Source organism: Peribacillus sp. FSL E2-0218 (assembly GCF_037992945.1).
Lineage (GTDB): Bacteria > Bacillota > Bacilli > Bacillales > DSM-1321 > Peribacillus > Peribacillus simplex_B.
Genome location: NZ_CP150304.1, coordinates 2,823,746 through 2,842,739, shown reverse-complemented (window position 1 = coordinate 2,842,739; position 18,994 = coordinate 2,823,746). Strand labels below are relative to the sequence as shown.

The window sequence follows — 18,994 nt, the reverse complement described above, 5'->3', positions numbered from 1 at the left end:
AGTACATAATATTGAGGGATCGGATGATTTTTTTACTTTTCGCGATGACACATCGATTGTGAAAATGCTATGATATAGAATATTTTAAAAAATGATAATGACATGCATATTTAAGGAAGTGACAGGATGATTATTGAAGGGCTAAAAAGCCATGGCTCAGGAAATGATTTCTTAATCATTGATGAATTGACCACGAACTTGACGTTTACTGAACAAGAAAGAGAAAACTTAGCGAAGGCACTTTGCAATAGGGGGAGACTTGGAGCAGACGGTATTTTGTTTGTGATGAAAAGTGAACAGGCTGATTGCCGGATGCGTGTCTTTAATGCCGATGGATCGGAAGCATCCATGTGCGGTAATGGACTTCGCTGTGTGGCAAGATATGCAAATGATGTGTTAGGACTCGACAAAATGATCGTCGAAACGATGAAAGCAAATTTACTCGTTGAAAAAACGGATGATATTTATCAGGGGATTCCAACGTTCAAGGTTGAAATTTCCCCCGTCAGTTTCAATGTTAAGGATTTGCCGCTCATCATTGAAAAAGAAACGCTGCAAAACGAACCATTGCCAGAGCTTCATTCTTCCCTTTTGTTTTCGGCATTGGCGGTTCCCAATCCGCATTTGATTACCCTTGTAGATAACGCCATTTTACAAAGCGACCTGCAAGAGGACCTTTCCGTCAAGGTCAATCAACCGAATGAGCTTTTCCCTGATGGCGTCAATGTCAGTTTTGTCAAAGAACTCGAACCAGGCAGCATTTACGTAAGGACCTTTGAACGTGGAGTAGGCTTCACCAATGCTTGTGGAACGGCGATGTCAGCATCTAGCCTAGTAACCTGCTTTGCTGGATTGAATGAATTGGAGCGCGAAATTTCCGTATACAATAACGGCGGAAAAGTTAAATGCGTCGTACACCATGATACAGAAAATCAAACCTATTCAATTGACCTAATCGGGAACGCAACCTATGAATTCAAAGTATCACTTGAAATAGACAAAAATCATCCCGACCAATTTGAAATACTCGAAAAAGACGAATTCGAAGAAGAAGCAAGCCTATATGCCAAACTGCAAGATGAAGTTCAAACCTACTTGCAAACTGCATTATAGACAAGAAAAAAAGGATGCGAATCAATGGATTCGCAACCTTTTTTTTGAAACGTAATCTTGAGCGAGTAGCTCTTTCAAGTGGCTCCAATAATGCCCAAACTGGCAAGTAAAGCACCCAAACTGGCGAATAAAGCACCGAAATTCACGAGTAAAGCACCCAAACTCGCAAGAAACCGCTCCCAATCGTGAGAAACCGTCTGCAAATGAAGAGAGAATGCCGTAAACTTACGGGAAAACGCCCCAATTTTACAATTATAAGCGCCAATGCTAGTCTTTCTTTTGCTTGAGAAAGGCCAATACATCCTGGAAGGCAGTGCCATTATCGACATGGCGATATTCCCTGAAAGCACAGCCGTCCCTTTTGATACGGGTCGGGACGGTTAGGATGGTAAAGTTTTTTAGCTGGAGGTCTTCGTCCACTTCTTCCCAAAACAAAGGTGTAGCTACGCCTGCAAAACCATTCCCTCGTGGCGAATATGGCACTATGATGGTTTTTCCTTCACTGTGCTGGATAAAGTCCAAGTAAAGTCGATTATGCCGGTTCACTTTCAATCTTTCCATCGTAAAATCATTGGGGTGGGAACTTGTAAGGTAATGGCCGAGAAAATCGGTGAATATGCGTGTCTCTTGGTAAGTGAATTGGTCTTCGGGCAGCGGGATGTGTACCTGAAGCCCTTTGTTGCCGGACGTTTTAACAAAAGCTTCCATTCTTAATGAGTCCATCACCTTTTTTATTTCTTGTGCTGCCTTTATTGCTAGTGAAAAGTATTCGATCGAAGGAGGATCCAAGTCCAAGACGATTTCATCAGGTTTTGTTTTCCCCGCTTTTTGAAACGGGGCATGGAATTCCAAAGCCAGTTGGTTACCAAACCAAAGTAGCGTTTCAACATCGTTGCATAGCATATATTCAATATCTTCGTCCTTGAACGTTTTAATGAAGCCCGGCGCATAGTCAGGCTTGTTTTTCTGGAAAAATCTCTCTTGATCGAGCGTGCCATGAGGATACCTGATCGTAGTCAATAGTTTTTCCTTTAAGAAAGGTAGGAAGAAAGCGGAAACTTCACGCAAGTATTGGAGGTATTCCACTTTAATCACGTCTTTGCCAGCCGTTGTCCATAATGGCTTATCACGGGAGGTTATTTGAACGGTTTCTGGAAAGGTATACTGGCTTATTACGAATTTCTCCCATGTGCATTCTTTTGGATCCAAGTTCAGAAGCCATTGGGAAAATTGGGGCTCGCGCAATTCATTTTCTTCATAAACATGCAAGCATTGAACTTCGATGCATATCGAAGGTTGGATATAAAAAAATTGGGCGTCCTCTCCAGAGGCATTTCGCTTGATTAAATCATGCAGGATCCCTTTATTTTGGGCACTCAGACCATTTTTGACGCTGCCAATTTTCATTACTTTTCCATCCTTGTATACCCCGAGGGAAACGTATCCATTTTCTTTATGCAATGCCGTGATGAAACAGGAAATGTCCTTCCAATTCTTCACTTTAATCCAGGCGGTGGTTCGCTTCCCTTCTTGCCAGGTTCCCCGTATTTCCTTTGCAACCATTCCCTCGCCATCCAAAAGGATTACTTCATTCATCGCGACATTCAAAGAATTGAAGCTCTTAATTATTTGTACTAAAGCTTTATCTGCTGGGTCAGGAGGACTAGGGAGGCCAAGTTCTTTTCCCATCTTCACCATCCATTCCCTGCGCTCTTCCATGGATTGATTTCTGATGTCCTTGCCCTTTATGCGCAGCAGATCGAACGCTATATAACGGCATGGGGAAAAATGAGCATTTTCAGAAATCAATAATGGGTTACGCAGGCGGCCACGCCATTGGATTTGAAAAAAGTCTGCTTTGGCTTGATTCGTCAGCCAGACCAATTCTCCATCCAACTGCAACGGTAGATACGCTTCAAGTTCCATTTCTTTTATGAATGTAACGATTTCCGGGAATAACGTGGATAATTCCTTCTCGTTTCGACTCTTGATGCTTATCGTATCGGAGTCAATCGTTAAGATGGCCCTAAAGCCGTCATATTTGACTTCATAACGCCAATCGTTAGAGACGGGCGCTTCCGGGTAATAAGTGGGCAGCATCGGTTTCATTTTGAAAAACACCTTCCGCAAATAAATGATTAACATTATTTTGCCAAAAAAACAACGGGTTAGAGTTGGCAAATTTTTTTTCGGTTTTTTTTTTACAAAGGGGAATAATAACTGTGTTCTCAAAATTAAAAATAAGTTATGAGGTGACCCATATGCATACAATGTGGAAGGGGAGCATATCATTCGGTTTGGTGAACATTCCGATTAAACTTCATGCGGCTACGGAAGATAAGGATATATCTTTACGGACACTGCACAAGGAATGTCATTCACCAATCAAATATGAAAAAGTGTGTCCGGTTTGCCAGAAAGAAGTGGGTAAAGATGATATTGTCCGCGCTTTCGAATATACAAAAGGAAAGTTTGTCGTTTTGGAGGACAATGAACTGGAACAGCTAAAAAAACAGAATGAAGAAAAAGCAGTGGAAATCGTGGATTTCGTGAAAATAGAAGAAATAGATCCGATCTATTTTAACCGCAGTTATTATATGTCCCCCAATGATGGGGGGATTAAGGCTTATTCCCTTCTAAGACAGGCACTTAAGGAATCCAATAAGGTGGGGATCGCCAAAATCATCATTCGCTCAAAAGAGCAAATGGCAGTCATTCGGGTCGTTGATAATACCCTTGTGATGGAGACGATTCATTATCCGGATGAAGTCCGCTCCGCAGCCGATGTTCCGAACATCCCTGCAAATGATGCGATCGTAAAAAAAGAAATTGATACGGCCGTGCTTTTAATCGATCAATTAACGTCGACTTTTGAACCAACCAAATACACGGATGATTATCGCACCGCTTTACTCGAACTGATTGAATCAAAGAAAACGGGACAGAAGACGATTGCAGCCAAAACGTCGGAACCGGCAGCAAACAATGTAACCGATTTAATGGAGGCGTTGCAAGCTTCCATTGACCGGACGAAGCATGAAGAACCGGAGAAAAGAACCACCCGTAAGAAGGCGGCAACGAAAAAAAAGAAACAAGCATAATACTAAAAAGCCAAGCGGAGTAGGAGTGCGTCGCTTGGCTTTTTATTTGGGTTTTCGTTTAAGTGGAGATCGATGCAGGGCAAAAAAAAAATCGCTCCCTTAAGAGCGACAATGAGGAATTCAATCGTGAAATCAACATATAGGCGAACCGTTGTAGTTTTCGACTATATATTGTGTTCATATTCTATCATATTTAATTCTGAAATAGCAACAAAATTACGATAACTTACTGATGATTTTTTCTGGAATTCCATGATATTTCAACCAATTGAAAGCATGGGAACCGTTTTCGGTTTTTAAGTTTGGGATATTCTCCTATTCGGCTATAGAATCAAATGGATTTTTAGTATAATTTATTCATATAAGGATGGTATATACTAAATGAGGATAGGGAGACGAAGAATGGAAAACAAGAAAATAGTTTCACTTCAAGTCAGTAAGCCCAAACAAGAAACATTTGCGAATGTCAACATTTTTTCTGCCATGAATAAACAAGCAGTGGACACCGTGACTGTAACGAAATCTGGCCTAATGGGTGATGGGGTAGGCAATGAAAAGTTTCATGGAGGCCCTGATCGAGTCGTATGTTTTTATCCCTATGAACACTACGCATTATGGAATGAGAAGTTCAATAAAAGGCTTGATATTCCCGCGTTTGGTGAAAATGTAACCGTTGCAGGGATGACAGAGGATGCTACCTATATTGGTGATATTTATCAAATAGGCGATGCGATCGTCCAAATTAACCAGGGAAGGATCCCATGTTCGACGATTTCCCATTTTAACCGTGAGGCCGGGCTTTCGAAAATAGTTATGAAAACGGGTTTCACTGGTTATTTTGCAAGAGTGATCAAAGAGGGGACCATAAAGAAACAAGATGAAATTTTGTTACTCGAACGCCAGCAGGAAAAAATCACGGTTCAATTCGCAACTGAGGTGATCCTTCATGGACGGGACGGGGAGGAAGGAGCGAGTGCATTACTTGCTGTGGATTCACTCGCGGACGACTGGAAACAAAGGGCCGTAAAGCGCATTCAGGCTGGCAGGACTGAATGAATTGTAGGGAAAATGAAAAAATGCGCGGTAAGGTATTGAAATTAACAGATTATTAAGGTAAATTAAATATAAATAAATTTTAAAATTTTATGAAAATTATATATCGATCTTATCGAGAGAGGTGGAGGGACTGGCCCGACGAAACCTCAGCAACCAGCTTAGGCAAAGGTGCTAAATCCAGCAAGCGGAGCTTGATAGATGAGGAGAATGTTCCAAGAAACCTTCTTCTTTGAGAAGGTTTTTTTTCTTTTCTCTCATACGCTTAGAATATGACAAAAACAGAATTGTTTTTGAGAGAGGGTGTAATAATGAATTTTCGTAAAGAATTGAAAGAAAGAATGCTGGTTGGAGAAGGGGCGATGGGGACTTTATTATACTCCTATGGCATCGATCAATGTTATGAGGAATTAAACTGTACCAATCCAGGTCAAATAGAATCGATCCATCGTGCCTATTTGGAGGCAGGTGCCGACATCCTACAATCGAACACGTATGGTGCCAACTTCAACAAGTTGAAGCGACATGGACTAGAAGATGAGGTAAGCAAGATCAATCGTCAGGGAGTCATCCTTGCCAAAAAAGCGGCAAAAGGCAAGGCCTATGTCTTCGGTACGATCGGGGCCCAGCGGAGTATAAGAAAATCGGATTTAAGCATGGAGGAAATAAAGCGAGGCTTTCGTGAACAACTTTACAGCCTGCTGATGGAAAGCCCGGATGGGATTCTCCTGGAAACCTTTTATGACCTCGAAGAACTGGAAACCGTGCTGGAAATCGTAAAAAAAGAAACGGAACTGCCAATCATCGCAAATGTTTCAATGCATGAATTGGGCAATCTCCAAAATGGGATCCATTTGAATGAAGCCTTTCAAAAACTCGAGCAATTGGGAGCCGATGTCGTCGGCGTGAATTGCCGACTTGGTCCGCACCATATGATTCGTGCCTTGGAAGAAGTGAGCCTGCCAAAGCATGCTTCGATTGCCATCTATCCAAATGCCAGTCTCCCGGATTATGTGGACGGCAGGCTCGTCTATAAGGCAGTGCCTGAATATTTCAGTTCGAGTGCCCTGGACTTACGTAAGCAGGGTGCCACGATCATAGGCGGATGCTGCGGTACGACTCCTCTGCATATTCAAGCTGTGAAGAATGCAGTTGGAAGCCTGGTTCCCGTGAAAGAAAAATTAACGAAACCCCGTGAAATAGAAATAATGGAGATCAGTGATAGAGAAGGAGAACTTCCTCTATATGAAAAGGCCAAAACAGAAAGGACGATCCTTGTTGAACTCGATCCACCGAAGAAGCTGGGAATAGAAACTTTCATGGTCGGGGCGAAGGCTTTGAAAAGTGCAGGGGTCGATTCGATTACATTAGCGGATAATTCACTTGCTTCCCCGAGGATATCGAATGAAGCGTTGGCAAATCTACTGAAAGATCAATTGAATGTGAAACCAATGGTACATATAACATGTCGTGACCGTAATTTAATCGGCCTGCAATCCCATTTAATGGGCCTGCAGACGGTAGGCTTGAATGAGATATTGATCATTACCGGCGATCCATCCAAGATCGGGGACTTCCCTGGAGCCACTTCGGTTTATGATTTATCCTCCTTTGACTTGATAAGCATGGTCAAACAATTTAATGAAGGCCTTTCCTATTCGGGTCAAAGCTTGGGCCAACGGGCAAATTTCAAAATTGCCGCCGCATTTAATCCCAATGTGAAGTACTTGGATAAAGCGGTGCAGCGTATGGAAAAGAAAATTGCCTGTGGTGCTCATTCCTTTTTGACACAGCCCATTTATTCAGTCCAACAGATGGAAGAAGTTCATGAAGCGACCAAACATTTGGAAACGCCGATTTTTATCGGTATCATGCCCTTGACAAGCACGCGGAATGCCGAATTCATCCACAACGAAATCCCAGGCATCAAATTGCCTGACAATGTCAGGAGAGCGATGGCATTAGCCGGGGATGATCCTGTAAAGGCAAGGATAGAAGGCGTGAGCATTGCAAGGGAGCTAGTGGACGCAGCAAGGGATAAATTCAAGGGAATCTATTTAATCACCCCATTCCTTCGTTATGAAATGACAGCCGAACTTACCAAATATATAAGGAAAGCCGATAGTAAACAAACATCAGAGGTGGCAGTGCATGAATAAAAAAGCGATACAAGAACAGTTGGATTCCAAAATTCTCCTGCTTGATGGAGCGATGGGAACCATGCTTCAGGCAGAGAATTTGACGGCAGCGGATTTCGGAGGCGAGCAGTTCGAGGGATGCAATGAATATTTATCGCTGACGCAGCCGGAACTCATCCAATCCATCCACGAAACTTATTTGGCAGCAGGTGCAGATATCATCGAGACAAATACTTTTGGTGCGACAAGCATCGTTCTTGATGAATACCAAATAAGCACGATTGCATACAAACTTAATAAAATTTCCGCAGAGCTTGCCGTCAACGCTTGTGAAAAGTATTCAAAGGGTAGCTGGCCAAGATATGTAGCAGGCTCGATGGGGCCCACGACAAAAACCCTATCGGTTACAGGAGGAACGACTTTCGATGTTTTAACCGACTCTTACGAAGAGCAGGCACTCGGCCTCTTGGACGGCGGTGTCGACCTTTTATTGGTGGAAACGTGTCAGGACATGCTTAATGTCAAGGCGGCCTTTTCTGGAATAAAAGCCGCCTTCGCCAAAATCGGAAAAGAAGTCCCGGTGATGATATCCGGTACGATCGAACCGATGGGCACTACACTTGCCGGCCAGTCGATAGAAGCTTTCTATTTATCGGTCGAACATATGAAACCTATTGCTGTCGGCTTGAATTGTGCGACAGGACCGGAGTTCATGATCGATCATATCCGGACGCTTGCAGAGATTTCAAATAGTGCCATCAGCTGTTACCCGAATGCCGGCCTTCCGGATGAGGAGGGACATTATCATGAGTCACCGGTTTCCCTTGCGGAGAAAATGAAGCAATTTGCCGAAAAAGGCTGGGTCAATATCATCGGAGGGTGCTGCGGTACGACACCTGAGCACATAAGGGAGCTTTCCAAGGCGCTCTCCGGCCTGCAGCCCCGCGTAAAGGCTGAATCTGCTCATGGCCACGCCGTATCAGGCATAGAGCCGCTCATTTACGATGAGTCAATGCGTCCTTTATTCGTAGGAGAGAGAACGAATGTAATCGGATCAAGAAAATTCAAGGAGCTGATCCGTGGAAAACATTACGAGCCAGCAGCCGAAATAGCACGAGCCCAGGTGAAAAAAGGTGCACATGTCATTGATATTTGTCTCGCAGACCCGGATGGCGATGAGCTCGGCGATATGAAGGAGTTCGTGGAAGAGGTCGTCAAAAAGGTGAAGGTGCCCTTGGTCATCGATACGACGGATGAAGCCGTCCTTGAGCAAGCATTAAAACATTCACAAGGAAAATCGATCATCAATTCCATAAATCTTGAAGATGGTGAAGAACGTTTTGAAAAAATCGTACCATTTATCCATCAATATGGTGCCGCCGTCGTCGTCGGAACCATCGACGAAACGGGGATGGCCGTCAATGCTGAACGGAAAATCGAAGTGGCCACACGTTCTGTCGACTTGCTTGTCAATAAATATGGTCTAAACAAAAGTGATATCATTTTTGACCCGCTTGTATTTCCAGTCGGTACCGGAGATGAGCAATATATCGGATCTGCATTGGAAACGGTGAAAGGAATCAAGGCAATCAAAGATAAGTTTCCGGAATGCTTGACGATACTTGGCATCTCGAATGTTTCGTTCGGATTGCCCGCACGGGGCAGGGAAATCCTGAATGCCGTTTTCCTTTATCATTGTACAAAAGCAGGCCTCGATTACGCTATCGTGAATACGGAAAAGCTTGAACGCTTCGCCCTGATACCTGATGATGAAGTGAAATTGGCTGAAGCCCTCCTTTTCGAGACATCCAGTGAAACCTTGGCCACCTTTACTGAATTTTACCGTGGCAAAAAAGCGGAGAAGAAGGATGATGGTGTCGTCCTGCCATTGAACGAGCGGTTAGGCAACAATATTATCGAAGGGACGAAGGAAGGCTTAATTGAAGACTTGAATAAGGCCATAGAGCGCGGCGATGCTCCACTGGAAATCATCAATGGCCCATTGATGGCTGGAATGAGTGAAGTGGGGCGATTATTCAACGACAATCAGCTTATTGTCGCGGAAGTGCTTCAAAGTGCAGAGGTGATGAAGGCGGCAGTGTCTCATCTTGAGCCGCTGATGGAGAATTCCGAAGATAGCGCGAAGAAAGGGAAGATCCTTTTAGCGACTGTCAAGGGGGATGTGCATGACATCGGCAAAAACCTAGTGGATATCATTCTCTCGAATAATGGGTATGAGGTCATTGATCTTGGTATTAAGGTTGCGCCTCAGCAAATCATTGAAGAGGTCCGGAAACATGAACCAACGATCATTGGACTATCAGGCTTACTAGTGAAATCGGCACAGCAAATGGTCTTGACGGCCCAGGATTTGAGACAAGCGGGCATAGATACCCCAATCTTGGTTGGAGGGGCTGCCTTGTCCCGTAAATTCACCGATTTTAAAATATCACCAGAGTATGGCGGTCCTGTGCTATATTCCAAGGATGCGATGGATGGGTTGGCGGTAACGAATATTTTGCATGATACGAACAAAAAAGTCGTGTATTTGGAGGAGCTTGTCGAGAAACGAGAAAAATCGAAAGCAAATGCCGCCATTGCTGCCACGCTGGAAAGACCGGAGCGGAGGCAATCGACAGCTGCCCCTTTAAGCAACGTTCCTGTTCAAAAGCCTCGTGATACGAAGCGTCATGTTCTGAAAAACTATCCATTGGATGTCATCCAACCTTACATTAATCGGCAAATGCTGATTGGACATCACTTGGGATTAAAGGGTAAGGTAGCTGATCTGCTTAAGCAAGGGAATGAAAAAGCCGTACAGCTGAATGACCTCGTCGATGAATTGATTGAATTTCTAAAAGCGGAACCGGATTATGGGTTGAATGCCATATATCATTTTTTCCCTGCCCAAAGTGATGGGGACAGGCTCTTGATATATAATCCCGATAATCATCTGGAGGTATTGGAAACGTTCGATTTCCCGCGTCAGGACACGAATCCTCATCTTTGTTTAGCGGATTTCGCCAAGCCCGTCTCATCGGGGGAAATGGATTTTGTTGGCTTTTTCCTCGTTACAGCCGGTAAAGGAATCAGGAAATGGGCAGAAAAACTGAAGCTTGAAGGTGACTTCCTGAAAAATCATGCCCTGCAGTCACTTGCACTCGAAACGGCCGAGGGTTTTGCCGAAAGGATACACCAATTGATGCGCGATGATTTAGGGATAAGCGATCCAATTGATATGTCCATGAAAGAGCGGTTTGCAGCCAAGTATACCGGACAAAGATTTTCATTCGGTTATCCCGCTTGCCCCAATCTCGAAGACCAGGAGAAGCTTTTCCGCCTCCTTCAGCCAAGTGACATTGGTGTTGAATTGACCGAGGGATGCATGATGGAGCCAGAGGCTTCCGTTTCTGCGATCGTCTTCGCTCATCCGGAAGCACGATACTTCAATGTCGATCGTTAAATGCATGGATAAGGCAGCGGTATTTTTTTCCGCTGCCTTATTGCGCATGAAACCCCTCCGTTAGTACATCTTAAGGGTCAAGAGGAAGGGGAGCGAACGATGAAGAATCTGCTTGGTTTTTTTGTTTCGGTGGTATGTTTTTTTATTATATGTATGCTTTTGCCTGGTTCAGGGACGCATGTCCATGCATATGTCCCCGAAGAGATGACCCCGCTCGTTAAAAGTAAACAAAACCAGAAAATCGCTTATTTAACTTTTGATGATGGACCTTCATTGAATACGATGGATATCTTGGATATCTTGGATCGTTATCATATTAAGGCCACATTTTTCGTGATGGGCAATGAAGAACCATATGCAAAAAAAGGATACGAGGAAATGAAATCCCGAGGACATGCGATTGCCCTGCATTCCTATACACATGATTATTCAATCGTCTATAAGTCGCCAGAAAGCTTCTTCCAGGATTTGAATCGACTTGAAGCAAAGCTGCACAAGGAGTTCGGCATAAAAAGCCGTATTGTCCGCCTGCCTGGCGGCTCGAATAACCTTCTGCGGCACCAGGCTGCAACAAGGCCCATCATAAATGGAATCCTGCAACAATTATCGGAAAAAGGATATATATATGTCGATTGGAATATCGATTCGACGGATGGCATCAGTCCATCGATAAGTGAACAGCAAATTATTTCTTCCGTACAAAAAGGGACGAAAGGTCAAAAGCATGTTAATATCTTATTGCATGACATCAATAGTATGAAAAATACCGTGAAGGCATTGCCGGATATAATCGAATACCTTAAAAAAGAAGGCTATTCCTTTGATACGATTGATGAGACAACCCCGAAAATACAATTTAAATGATGAACACTTGGTTCATATATAGTAAATTAGGGATGGGGTTAAGAGATTTTATTGCGAAAGGATTTATCGTTTTTATGATGCCATCATTGTTTTTATCACATGGTACACCGTTATTGGCTTTGGAAAAGAATAGTTACACCGCTTTTTTGAAGGATTATATGAAGGCTATGAATAAACCTGCTGCGATCGTTATTTTGTCTGCACATTGGGAAAGTGGAGAGCAGATGATTTCGGCAGTGAGGAAGCATCAGGTCATTTACGATTTTGTTGGTTTTTCCGAAGAAATATTCAAAATAACATATCCTGCTCCAGGGTGTTTGGAACTGTCCGATCGGATATTGACCTTATTGTCGAGGATAGATATATGGGGGGAACTTGATGATAGGCGCCCTTTGGATCATGGGGCATGGGGTCTGCTGCACATCATGTATCCGGAAGCCGATATTCCGGTCGTATCGTTATCCATCAATCCTGAACTTCCATTAAATAAGCAATATGATATCGGAAAAGCTTTGGGGGAACTGAAAGAGGAAAATGTCCTTATCATCGGAAGCGGTGGTATCGTACATAATTTTTCCCATATTCAGAAGGATATGAATGTAGCGGAGGGCTGGGCCATCAATTTTGAGAACTGGGTCGAAGGGAAAATCAGGAATTGGGATTTGGAAGCTCTGTTTAATTATGAACAGAAAGCCCCGTATAGCCTGGATGCGGTGCCTACCAAAGAGCATTACATACCTTTGATCATCGCAATGGGGGCAGGAAATGAGCATAAAAAGGCGGCTCTGCTGCATAGGAGCTTTCAATACGGAAATTTGAGTTTAACAGCTTGGAAGTTTGATTGATTATAGTGGTTTTTCGCCTAGTAATATATACCCGCCAACGATCAAATATACAAAAATACATAAATCTTTTTTTAGCGAAAAAAGATTTAAATGAGCAAAAAAGTCAATTAAAGGCGCATATTGGCGAATTAAACAGAAATATAGTATCAAAAAGGTTGCATAAAGTCGTTTAACCTTTGGATATTTCGACAAAAACATGTTAATATAACATCTGAAAACGTTTTATCCTTTAAAATTTTATTATTCATTGACCAAAGTTATTTAATTATCATTTCATATATTTGGGGAATAGTTAGAAGATAGAAATTTGGGGATGGATAAAACGAATTGAAAAAAACTATGAGAGAAATTTGGGGGTTTACAAAAATGACCATCAAGGATGCTAAGGCATACGACCCATGGAAAGCTTTTTCAGGTCCAAACCTTGGGTATGTCATGGAGCAATACGATCTATTTCAAGCCAATCCGGAAGAAGTAGATCCGGAGCTGAAAAACTTTTTTGAAGTATCAGGTCCTCCTTCATTCGATGTATCAGCAGAAACAACAATCGGAAGTGCACCAATCGCACAAGCTGGAGAAGTTCTTCCAATGAAGAAAATTATGTCTGCAGTGAAGCTAGCGGAAAACATCCGCGCTTACGGACATCTTGCTGCAAACATTTATCCTTTAAAAGAAGAAGCACTGGATACAGAACAAATTCACTTTGAAAAATACGGCTTAACTGCAGATGATTTAAGAAAGATACCGGCTGACCTTATTTGTCCAGAATCACCAAAGGACGTAAAAGACGGTTACGAAGCCGTACAATACTTAAAACAACTTTATACTAAAACGATAGCCTTTGAATTTCACCATGTTAATGACTTGGAAGAAAAGCAATGGCTTACAGATATGGTCGAATCCGGAAGCATGTTCCCGGAAGTGACTAAAGAGAAAAAAGAACTGTTACTGAAGCGGCTGAATGAGGTGGAAGGGTTTGAAAAATTCCTTCACCGCACATACGTTGGGCAAAAACGTTTCTCTATAGAAGGACTAGATATACTAGTGCCGATTTTAGATGAAATGATTTCACAGACGGTTCAAAATGGAACGGGCAATGTAAATATAGCCATGGCTCACCGCGGACGCTTGAATGTGCTCGCACACGTCCTAGGAAAGCCATATGAAGTCATCTTCTCGGAATTCCAACATTCGCCTAATAAAGATTTGGTTCCTTCTGAAGGTTCTACAGGGATTAACAATGGGTGGACAGGTGATGTTAAGTACCATTTAGGTCTTGATAAGCAGATCACCAAAGCCAACATACAAAAAGCAAGGATCACCCTTGCCAATAACCCAAGCCACTTGGAAGTAGTCGGTCCAATCGTGGAAGGGTATTCCCGTGCGGCACAAGAAGACCGTTCGGCGAAGGGATTCCCAGTACAGGACATTTCCAAATCGCTGGCAATCCTGATTCATGGTGATGCAGCGTTCCCTGGTGAGGGAATTGTACCAGAAACATTCAACTTAAGCCGTTTACGCGGTTATCAAGTTGGCGGCGCCATCCATATCATCGCCAATAACATGATTGGTTTTACAACGGAAAGTGAAGATTCGCGTTCAACTAAATATGCCAGTGATTTGGCTAAAGGCTTTGAAGTGCCGATCGTGCATGTGAATGCAGATGATCCTGAAGCATGTATGGCTGCCGTTAACCTTGCCAACCAATACCGCGAGAAATATAAAAAAGATTTCTTGATCGATTTGATTGGATACAGACGTTTCGGCCATAACGAAATGGATGAGCCACTGGTGACTCAACCTGAAATGTATGCCTTGATCCATAAGCATCAAACGGTTAAAGACCTTTATAGCAATAAGTTGGTTCACTCTGGTGAGTTCACGGAAGAAGAAGTGAAAGCTATCGCTGAGCAGGTGGATACAAGACTTGCTGACGCCTATGCGAAAATTTCCGGAAACAAACCGGAAGCTTCCAAAGAGTGTAACCCTCCTGGCATTATCGAAAAAGGACTTCCGACGATCGAAACCGGTGTTCCGAAGCAAGAACTGGTTTCCATAAACGAAGAACTTGTTCAGTGGCCGGAAGGATTCACACCTAATAAAAAACTAGGAAAGATTTTATCACGCCGCTTGGATTCCTTTGCTGCTGAAGGTAAAATCGATTGGGCTCATGCCGAGACGCTGGCTTTTGCGACCATTTTGAATGACGGTACGCCAATTCGTTTGACAGGACAAGATTCAGAGCGCGGAACATTCGCACAGCGTAATATCATGTTACATGACAGTGTGAATGGAAAGACTTATTCACCACTTCACACACTTGAAACGGCCAAAGCTTCTTTCGCTGTTCATAACAGCCCGCTTACTGAAACGGCCGTTCTGGCTTATGAATATGGGTATAATGTATTCGCACCTGAAGCACTTGTACTATGGGAAGGCCAATTTGGAGATTTCGCCAATACTGCACAAGTCATCTTTGATCAATTCATCGCTGCCGGCCGTGCAAAATGGGGTCAAAAATCAGGACTTGTCATGCTGCTTCCGCACGGATATGAAGGACAGGGACCAGAGCACTCAAGTGCACGCCTTGAACGTTTCCTTCAATTGGCGGCTGAGAATAACTGGACCGTTGCCAATTTAAGTTCGGCAGCCCAATACTTCCATATCCTTAGAAGACAGGCCAAGATTTTGGATCAAGAACAAGTACGCCCGCTTGTCATCATGACACCGAAGAGCATGCTTCGTAATCAAGTGATGGCTTCCGCAGCTGCAGAATTCAGCGAAGGCTCGTTTGAATCGTTCGTAGAAACGAAGACATTAGGCAAAAAACCTAAATCGGTTGAACGCATTGTCTTCGCATCAGGTAAGTTGGCGGTTGAACTTCGTGAAAAAGCGGCAGCTGAAAAAAATACGGATTGGCTGCAAATCATCAGTATCGAAGAGATTTATCCATTCCCGTTCACTGGTGTTCAAGAAGCATTGAAAAAATATACGAATCTTAAAGAAATCTTCTGGGCTCAAGAAGAACCAAAAAATATGGGAGCTTGGACATTTGTCGAACCACGCCTTAATGCAGCGGCACCTCGTAACCTTTCCGTAACATATATAGGAAGGAAGCGCAGATCAAGCCCGGCTGAGGGAGATCCACTTGTCCATAAAAATGAACAACAACGGATTATGACTCAAGCAATTACACGCAATAATGAGGGGGAGAAATAAAATGGCTGAAGTAAAAGTACCTGAATTAGCAGAATCAATTTCTGAAGGATCTATTGCGCAATGGTTAAAACAACCCGGTGACCATGTTGAAAAAGGAGAATATGTCCTTGAACTGGAAACGGATAAAGTAAACGTAGAAATCATTTCAGATTATACGGGTACACTTTCTGAACATTTAGCAGAAGAAGGCGACACTGTCCAAGTTGGACAAGCGATCGCCATCGTCGATGAGAATGGATCAGCTGCAGCAGCTCCGAAGGCGGAAGCTCCAAAAGCAGAAGAAGCTAAGGAAGCTAAAGCCGAGCCAGCCAAAAAGGAACAAGCCGCTCCTGCTCAAGAGACTCCAAAAGCAGAAACGAAGGAAGCAACATCCACTCAACAAGTTATTGCTTCACCAGCTGCAAGGAAATTGGCTCGTGAAAAAGGGATTGACTTGACTCAAGTGCCTGTAGCCGACCCGCTAGGCCGTGTACGTGTACAAGATGTAGAAGCTGCAAGCAATGCACCAGCAGCACCTACAGCACCGGCAGCGGCAACAAATACAGCGCCAGCAGCTAAACAACCAGCAGCACCTGTTGAAGTGAATGATGACCGTATTGAAGTGGTTAAGATGACTCGCCGTCGTCAAACCATTGCCAAGCGTCTAGTTCAAGTACAATCCGAAGCAGCCATGCTTACAACTTTTAACGAAGTCGACCTTTCTGCCGTAATGGAATTGCGCAGCCGCCATAAGGATTCTTTCGTGAAAGCGAATGATGTTAAACTTGGCTTCATGTCATTCTTCACTAAAGCAGTCATTGGCGCCTTGAAAAAATATCCGCTATTGAATGCAGAAATCAAAGGCGACCATATCCTGAAAAAGAACTTTTACGATATCGGTGTAGCTGTATCGACTGATGAAGGTTTAGTCGTTCCCGTTGTTAGGGATGCAGACCGCAAAAGCTTTGCTGAAATCGAAAAGAACATTTCGGATTTGGCTGTTAAAGCGCGTAACAATAAACTGGGTCTTTCTGATTTATCAGGTGGGACTTTTACCATCACAAATGGCGGGACTTTCGGTTCCTTATTATCAACACCGATCTTGAATGCCCCTCAAGTCGGGATTTTAGGAATGCATACAATTAAAACGCGTCCTATCGCTGTTGGAGACCAAATCGAAAACAGACCGATGATGTACCTAGCATTATCTTACGATCACCGTATCGTTGACGGTAAAGAAGCAGTCGGCTTCTTAGTGGCCATCAAAGATATGCTTGAAGATCCTGAGCAACTTTTACTTCAAGGATAATAAATGAAATTATGTAAAAAACCTCTGTCAATATGACAGAGGTTTTTTTGCGAAAAAAAATAACTATATATTTTCATAGGTAAGAAATATGCATGCGTGGTTTATAACAATAACATGAAGGTTTGTGGATGATTTTAGTGTATAGTTGAATGAAATTGAATAATTTTAAACGTTTTTGATTGATTCTTTAAACGTTTTCATATATGATGATGGTATTAAAGCGAGGTGGATGGAATGTTAACGACTGAAAGACATGAATTCATCATAACAATTCTAAAAAACCAAGGAACGGTAAAGCTTCAGGAGCTTGTCGATCAGCTGCACGCATCGGAGTCGACGATTCGAAGGGATCTAGTGCAGCTAGAAGAAATGAAGTTGTTGAAACGTGTGCATGGCGGGGCCTCCTTGCTACAAAGAAAGGGCCTTGAACCGACAACGGTGGAAAAGCAAAATAAAGCAACGGCTGAAAAGCGGCTAATTGCAAATCGGGCGTCCTCTTTCATCGAGAAAAATGATTGCATTTACCTTGATGCAGGTACGACAACGGCAGAAATGATTCCCTTTTTAAAAGAGAAGAATGTTACGGTCATGACAAATGGCCTTATGCATATTCCAAAACTGATCGAGCTGCAAATCAAAACCGTCCTAGTGGGCGGCACAATAAAATTTTCGACAAATGCAGTTATCGGAAGCAATGCTGGACAATTTTTGAATGAATACAGATTTGATAAATGTTTCTTGGGAATGAACGGCATCCATCAAGAGATGGGTTTCACAACCCCGGATCCGGAAGAAGCCCAATTGAAGAAGCTGGCAATCAGTCTCTCTAATGAAACGTATGTGCTTTGTGACAGCTCTAAGCTGAATGAGGCGACGTTTGCAAAGGTTGCTGATGTAAGCGATGCCATCATCATAACGGATGGGAATGATGAAGAGGCTGTTGCTCAACTGCAAAAAAATCCAAAGGTAAAGGTTGTGACCATTAAATGATTTATACAGTTACGCTCAATCCATCCATTGATTATTTGGTAGAGGTGGAAAACTTTCAAATAGGGCATGTGAATCGGACTTCTTATGATGCGAAATTCCCCGGGGGGAAAGGGATCAATGTTTCGCGTGTTCTTAAAAGGCTTGGAAATGTTACGACGGCCTTAGGCTTCATCGGCGGTCAAACGGGTGAGTTCATCAAACGATTTTTAAAGCAAGAAGAGATTTATACGGACTTTACGGAGATTGCGGGAGATACGAGAATTAACATTAAATTGAAAACGGAAGTCGAGACTGAAATAAATAGTCAGGGGCCCATCATTTCAAAAGGGAATTACCGGCAATTATTCAGCCAGATCGAGCAGTTGAAAAATGATGATATCCTCATTTTGTCTGGCAGCATTCCTTCAAGCGTCCCTGCCGAGGTATATGAAGCAATGGCAGAGACTTGTTCTGCTAACGCCATTAAAGTGGTGGTGGATACAAGCGGCAAGGAATTACTGAATGTCCTTCCTCATCGGCCCTTTTTAATCAAACCCAATCATCATGAACTGGGCGAGCTATTTGGTACAGAAATCAGAACAGTTGCCGATGCCGTTGAGTATGGGAATAGATTGGTGGAAGAAGGGGCCCAGAACGTGATCGTTTCCATGGCGGGAGCGGGTGCGGTGCTTTGCTCGAACGGACAGTGCTACTCGGCAAATGTGCCAAAGGGAAAAGTCATCAACTCGGTAGGTGCCGGTGATTCCATGGTGGCAGGGTTCATTGGAACCTATGAAAAGACCGGTGATCTATTAGCTGCCTTTCGCTTCAGTCTTGCGGCAGGAAGCGCTACTGCCTTTTCATCCGATCTTGGTACATTGGATAAAATTGAGGAATTATTGCCGCAAATCGATATCAAACAACTAACAGGAGGCTGACTC

The 18,994-nt window shown here is 43.3% G+C and carries 12 protein-coding genes and 1 riboswitch; of the genes, 11 read left to right on the top strand and 1 reads right to left on the bottom strand.

Annotation, left to right across the window (positions count from 1 at the left end; genetic code table 11):
* The first annotated feature begins 126 nt into the window (after positions 1 to 126).
* A complete protein-coding gene (gene dapF / locus MHI53_RS13590) occupies positions 127 to 1,113 on the top strand; it encodes a diaminopimelate epimerase (protein WP_340371524.1) in 987 nt (328 codons plus the stop codon).
* A 267-nt stretch (positions 1,114 to 1,380) separates the two neighbouring features.
* Here dapF and ligD read toward each other — a convergent pair whose 3' ends face one another.
* A complete protein-coding gene (gene ligD / locus MHI53_RS13585; protein ID WP_340371523.1) occupies positions 1,381 to 3,222 on the bottom strand; it encodes a DNA ligase D in 1,842 nt (613 codons plus the stop codon).
* A 152-nt stretch (positions 3,223 to 3,374) separates the two neighbouring features.
* Here ligD and MHI53_RS13580 point away from each other — a divergent pair, with 152 nt between their 5' ends.
* The 10 genes from MHI53_RS13580 (at position 3,375) to pfkB (ending at position 18,991) form a co-directional block, all read left to right on the top strand.
* The gene (locus MHI53_RS13580; protein WP_061140476.1) at positions 3,375 to 4,214 is read left to right on the top strand and encodes a Ku protein; all 840 of its coding nucleotides are present in this window, start codon (positions 3,375 to 3,377) and stop codon (positions 4,212 to 4,214) included.
* 402 nt (positions 4,215 to 4,616) lie between these two features.
* Positions 4,617 to 5,270, top strand: coding sequence for an MOSC domain-containing protein (locus tag MHI53_RS13575; protein WP_340371522.1), 654 nt, complete (start codon positions 4,617 to 4,619; stop codon positions 5,268 to 5,270).
* A gap of 106 nt (positions 5,271 to 5,376) precedes the next feature.
* A riboswitch (SAM riboswitch) is annotated at positions 5,377 to 5,475 on the top strand.
* Positions 5,476 to 5,578: 103 nt separating this feature from the next.
* Entirely contained in the window at positions 5,579 to 7,426 is a 1,848-nt protein-coding gene (locus MHI53_RS13570) for a bifunctional homocysteine S-methyltransferase/methylenetetrahydrofolate reductase (protein ID WP_340371521.1), read from the top strand.
* Entirely contained in the window at positions 7,419 to 10,868 is a 3,450-nt protein-coding gene (metH, locus tag MHI53_RS13565) for a methionine synthase (RefSeq protein ID WP_340371520.1), read from the top strand. The genes MHI53_RS13570 and metH overlap by 8 nt, the downstream gene beginning before the upstream one ends.
* 99 nt (positions 10,869 to 10,967) lie before the next feature.
* Complete coding sequence (locus MHI53_RS13560; protein WP_340371519.1) at positions 10,968 to 11,732, top strand: polysaccharide deacetylase family protein; 765 nt, start codon at positions 10,968 to 10,970, stop codon at positions 11,730 to 11,732.
* Positions 11,733 to 11,806: 74 nt separating this feature from the next.
* Positions 11,807 to 12,577 carry a class III extradiol ring-cleavage dioxygenase gene (locus MHI53_RS13555; RefSeq protein ID WP_061140510.1) on the top strand — a complete coding sequence of 257 codons (771 nt, stop codon included), beginning with the start codon at positions 11,807 to 11,809 and terminating at the stop codon, positions 12,575 to 12,577.
* 366 nt (positions 12,578 to 12,943) lie between these two features.
* Entirely contained in the window at positions 12,944 to 15,796 is a 2,853-nt protein-coding gene (locus MHI53_RS13550) for a 2-oxoglutarate dehydrogenase E1 component (protein ID WP_061140481.1), read from the top strand.
* A gap of 1 nt (position 15,797) precedes the next feature.
* Positions 15,798 to 17,084, top strand: a complete 1,287-nt coding sequence (odhB, locus tag MHI53_RS13545; protein WP_340371518.1) for a 2-oxoglutarate dehydrogenase complex dihydrolipoyllysine-residue succinyltransferase — start codon at positions 15,798 to 15,800, stop codon at positions 17,082 to 17,084.
* Between the two features lie 234 nt (positions 17,085 to 17,318).
* Complete coding sequence (locus MHI53_RS13540) at positions 17,319 to 18,074, top strand: DeoR/GlpR family DNA-binding transcription regulator (protein ID WP_340371517.1); 756 nt, start codon at positions 17,319 to 17,321, stop codon at positions 18,072 to 18,074.
* Positions 18,071 to 18,991 (top strand): 1-phosphofructokinase, encoded by a 921-nt coding sequence (gene pfkB / locus MHI53_RS13535; RefSeq protein WP_340371516.1) that lies wholly within the window; start codon positions 18,071 to 18,073, stop codon positions 18,989 to 18,991. Before MHI53_RS13540 ends, pfkB begins: the two co-directional genes overlap by 4 nt.
* The last annotated feature ends 3 nt before the right edge of the window (positions 18,992 to 18,994 follow it).

Coding starts and splice junctions, on each gene's coding strand:
- dapF (WP_340371524.1), top strand. CDS start 127: ATGATTATTGAAGGGCTAAAAAGCCATGGCTCAGGAAATGATTTCTTA.
- ligD (WP_340371523.1), bottom strand. CDS start 3,222: ATGAAACCGATGCTGCCCACTTATTACCCGGAAGCGCCCGTCTCTAAC.
- MHI53_RS13580 (WP_061140476.1), top strand. CDS start 3,375: ATGCATACAATGTGGAAGGGGAGCATATCATTCGGTTTGGTGAACATT.
- MHI53_RS13575 (WP_340371522.1), top strand. CDS start 4,617: ATGGAAAACAAGAAAATAGTTTCACTTCAAGTCAGTAAGCCCAAACAA.
- MHI53_RS13570 (WP_340371521.1), top strand. CDS start 5,579: ATGAATTTTCGTAAAGAATTGAAAGAAAGAATGCTGGTTGGAGAAGGG.
- metH (WP_340371520.1), top strand. CDS start 7,419: ATGAATAAAAAAGCGATACAAGAACAGTTGGATTCCAAAATTCTCCTG.
- MHI53_RS13560 (WP_340371519.1), top strand. CDS start 10,968: ATGAAGAATCTGCTTGGTTTTTTTGTTTCGGTGGTATGTTTTTTTATT.
- MHI53_RS13555 (WP_061140510.1), top strand. CDS start 11,807: ATGATGCCATCATTGTTTTTATCACATGGTACACCGTTATTGGCTTTG.
- MHI53_RS13550 (WP_061140481.1), top strand. CDS start 12,944: ATGACCATCAAGGATGCTAAGGCATACGACCCATGGAAAGCTTTTTCA.
- odhB (WP_340371518.1), top strand. CDS start 15,798: ATGGCTGAAGTAAAAGTACCTGAATTAGCAGAATCAATTTCTGAAGGA.
- MHI53_RS13540 (WP_340371517.1), top strand. CDS start 17,319: ATGTTAACGACTGAAAGACATGAATTCATCATAACAATTCTAAAAAAC.
- pfkB (WP_340371516.1), top strand. CDS start 18,071: ATGATTTATACAGTTACGCTCAATCCATCCATTGATTATTTGGTAGAG.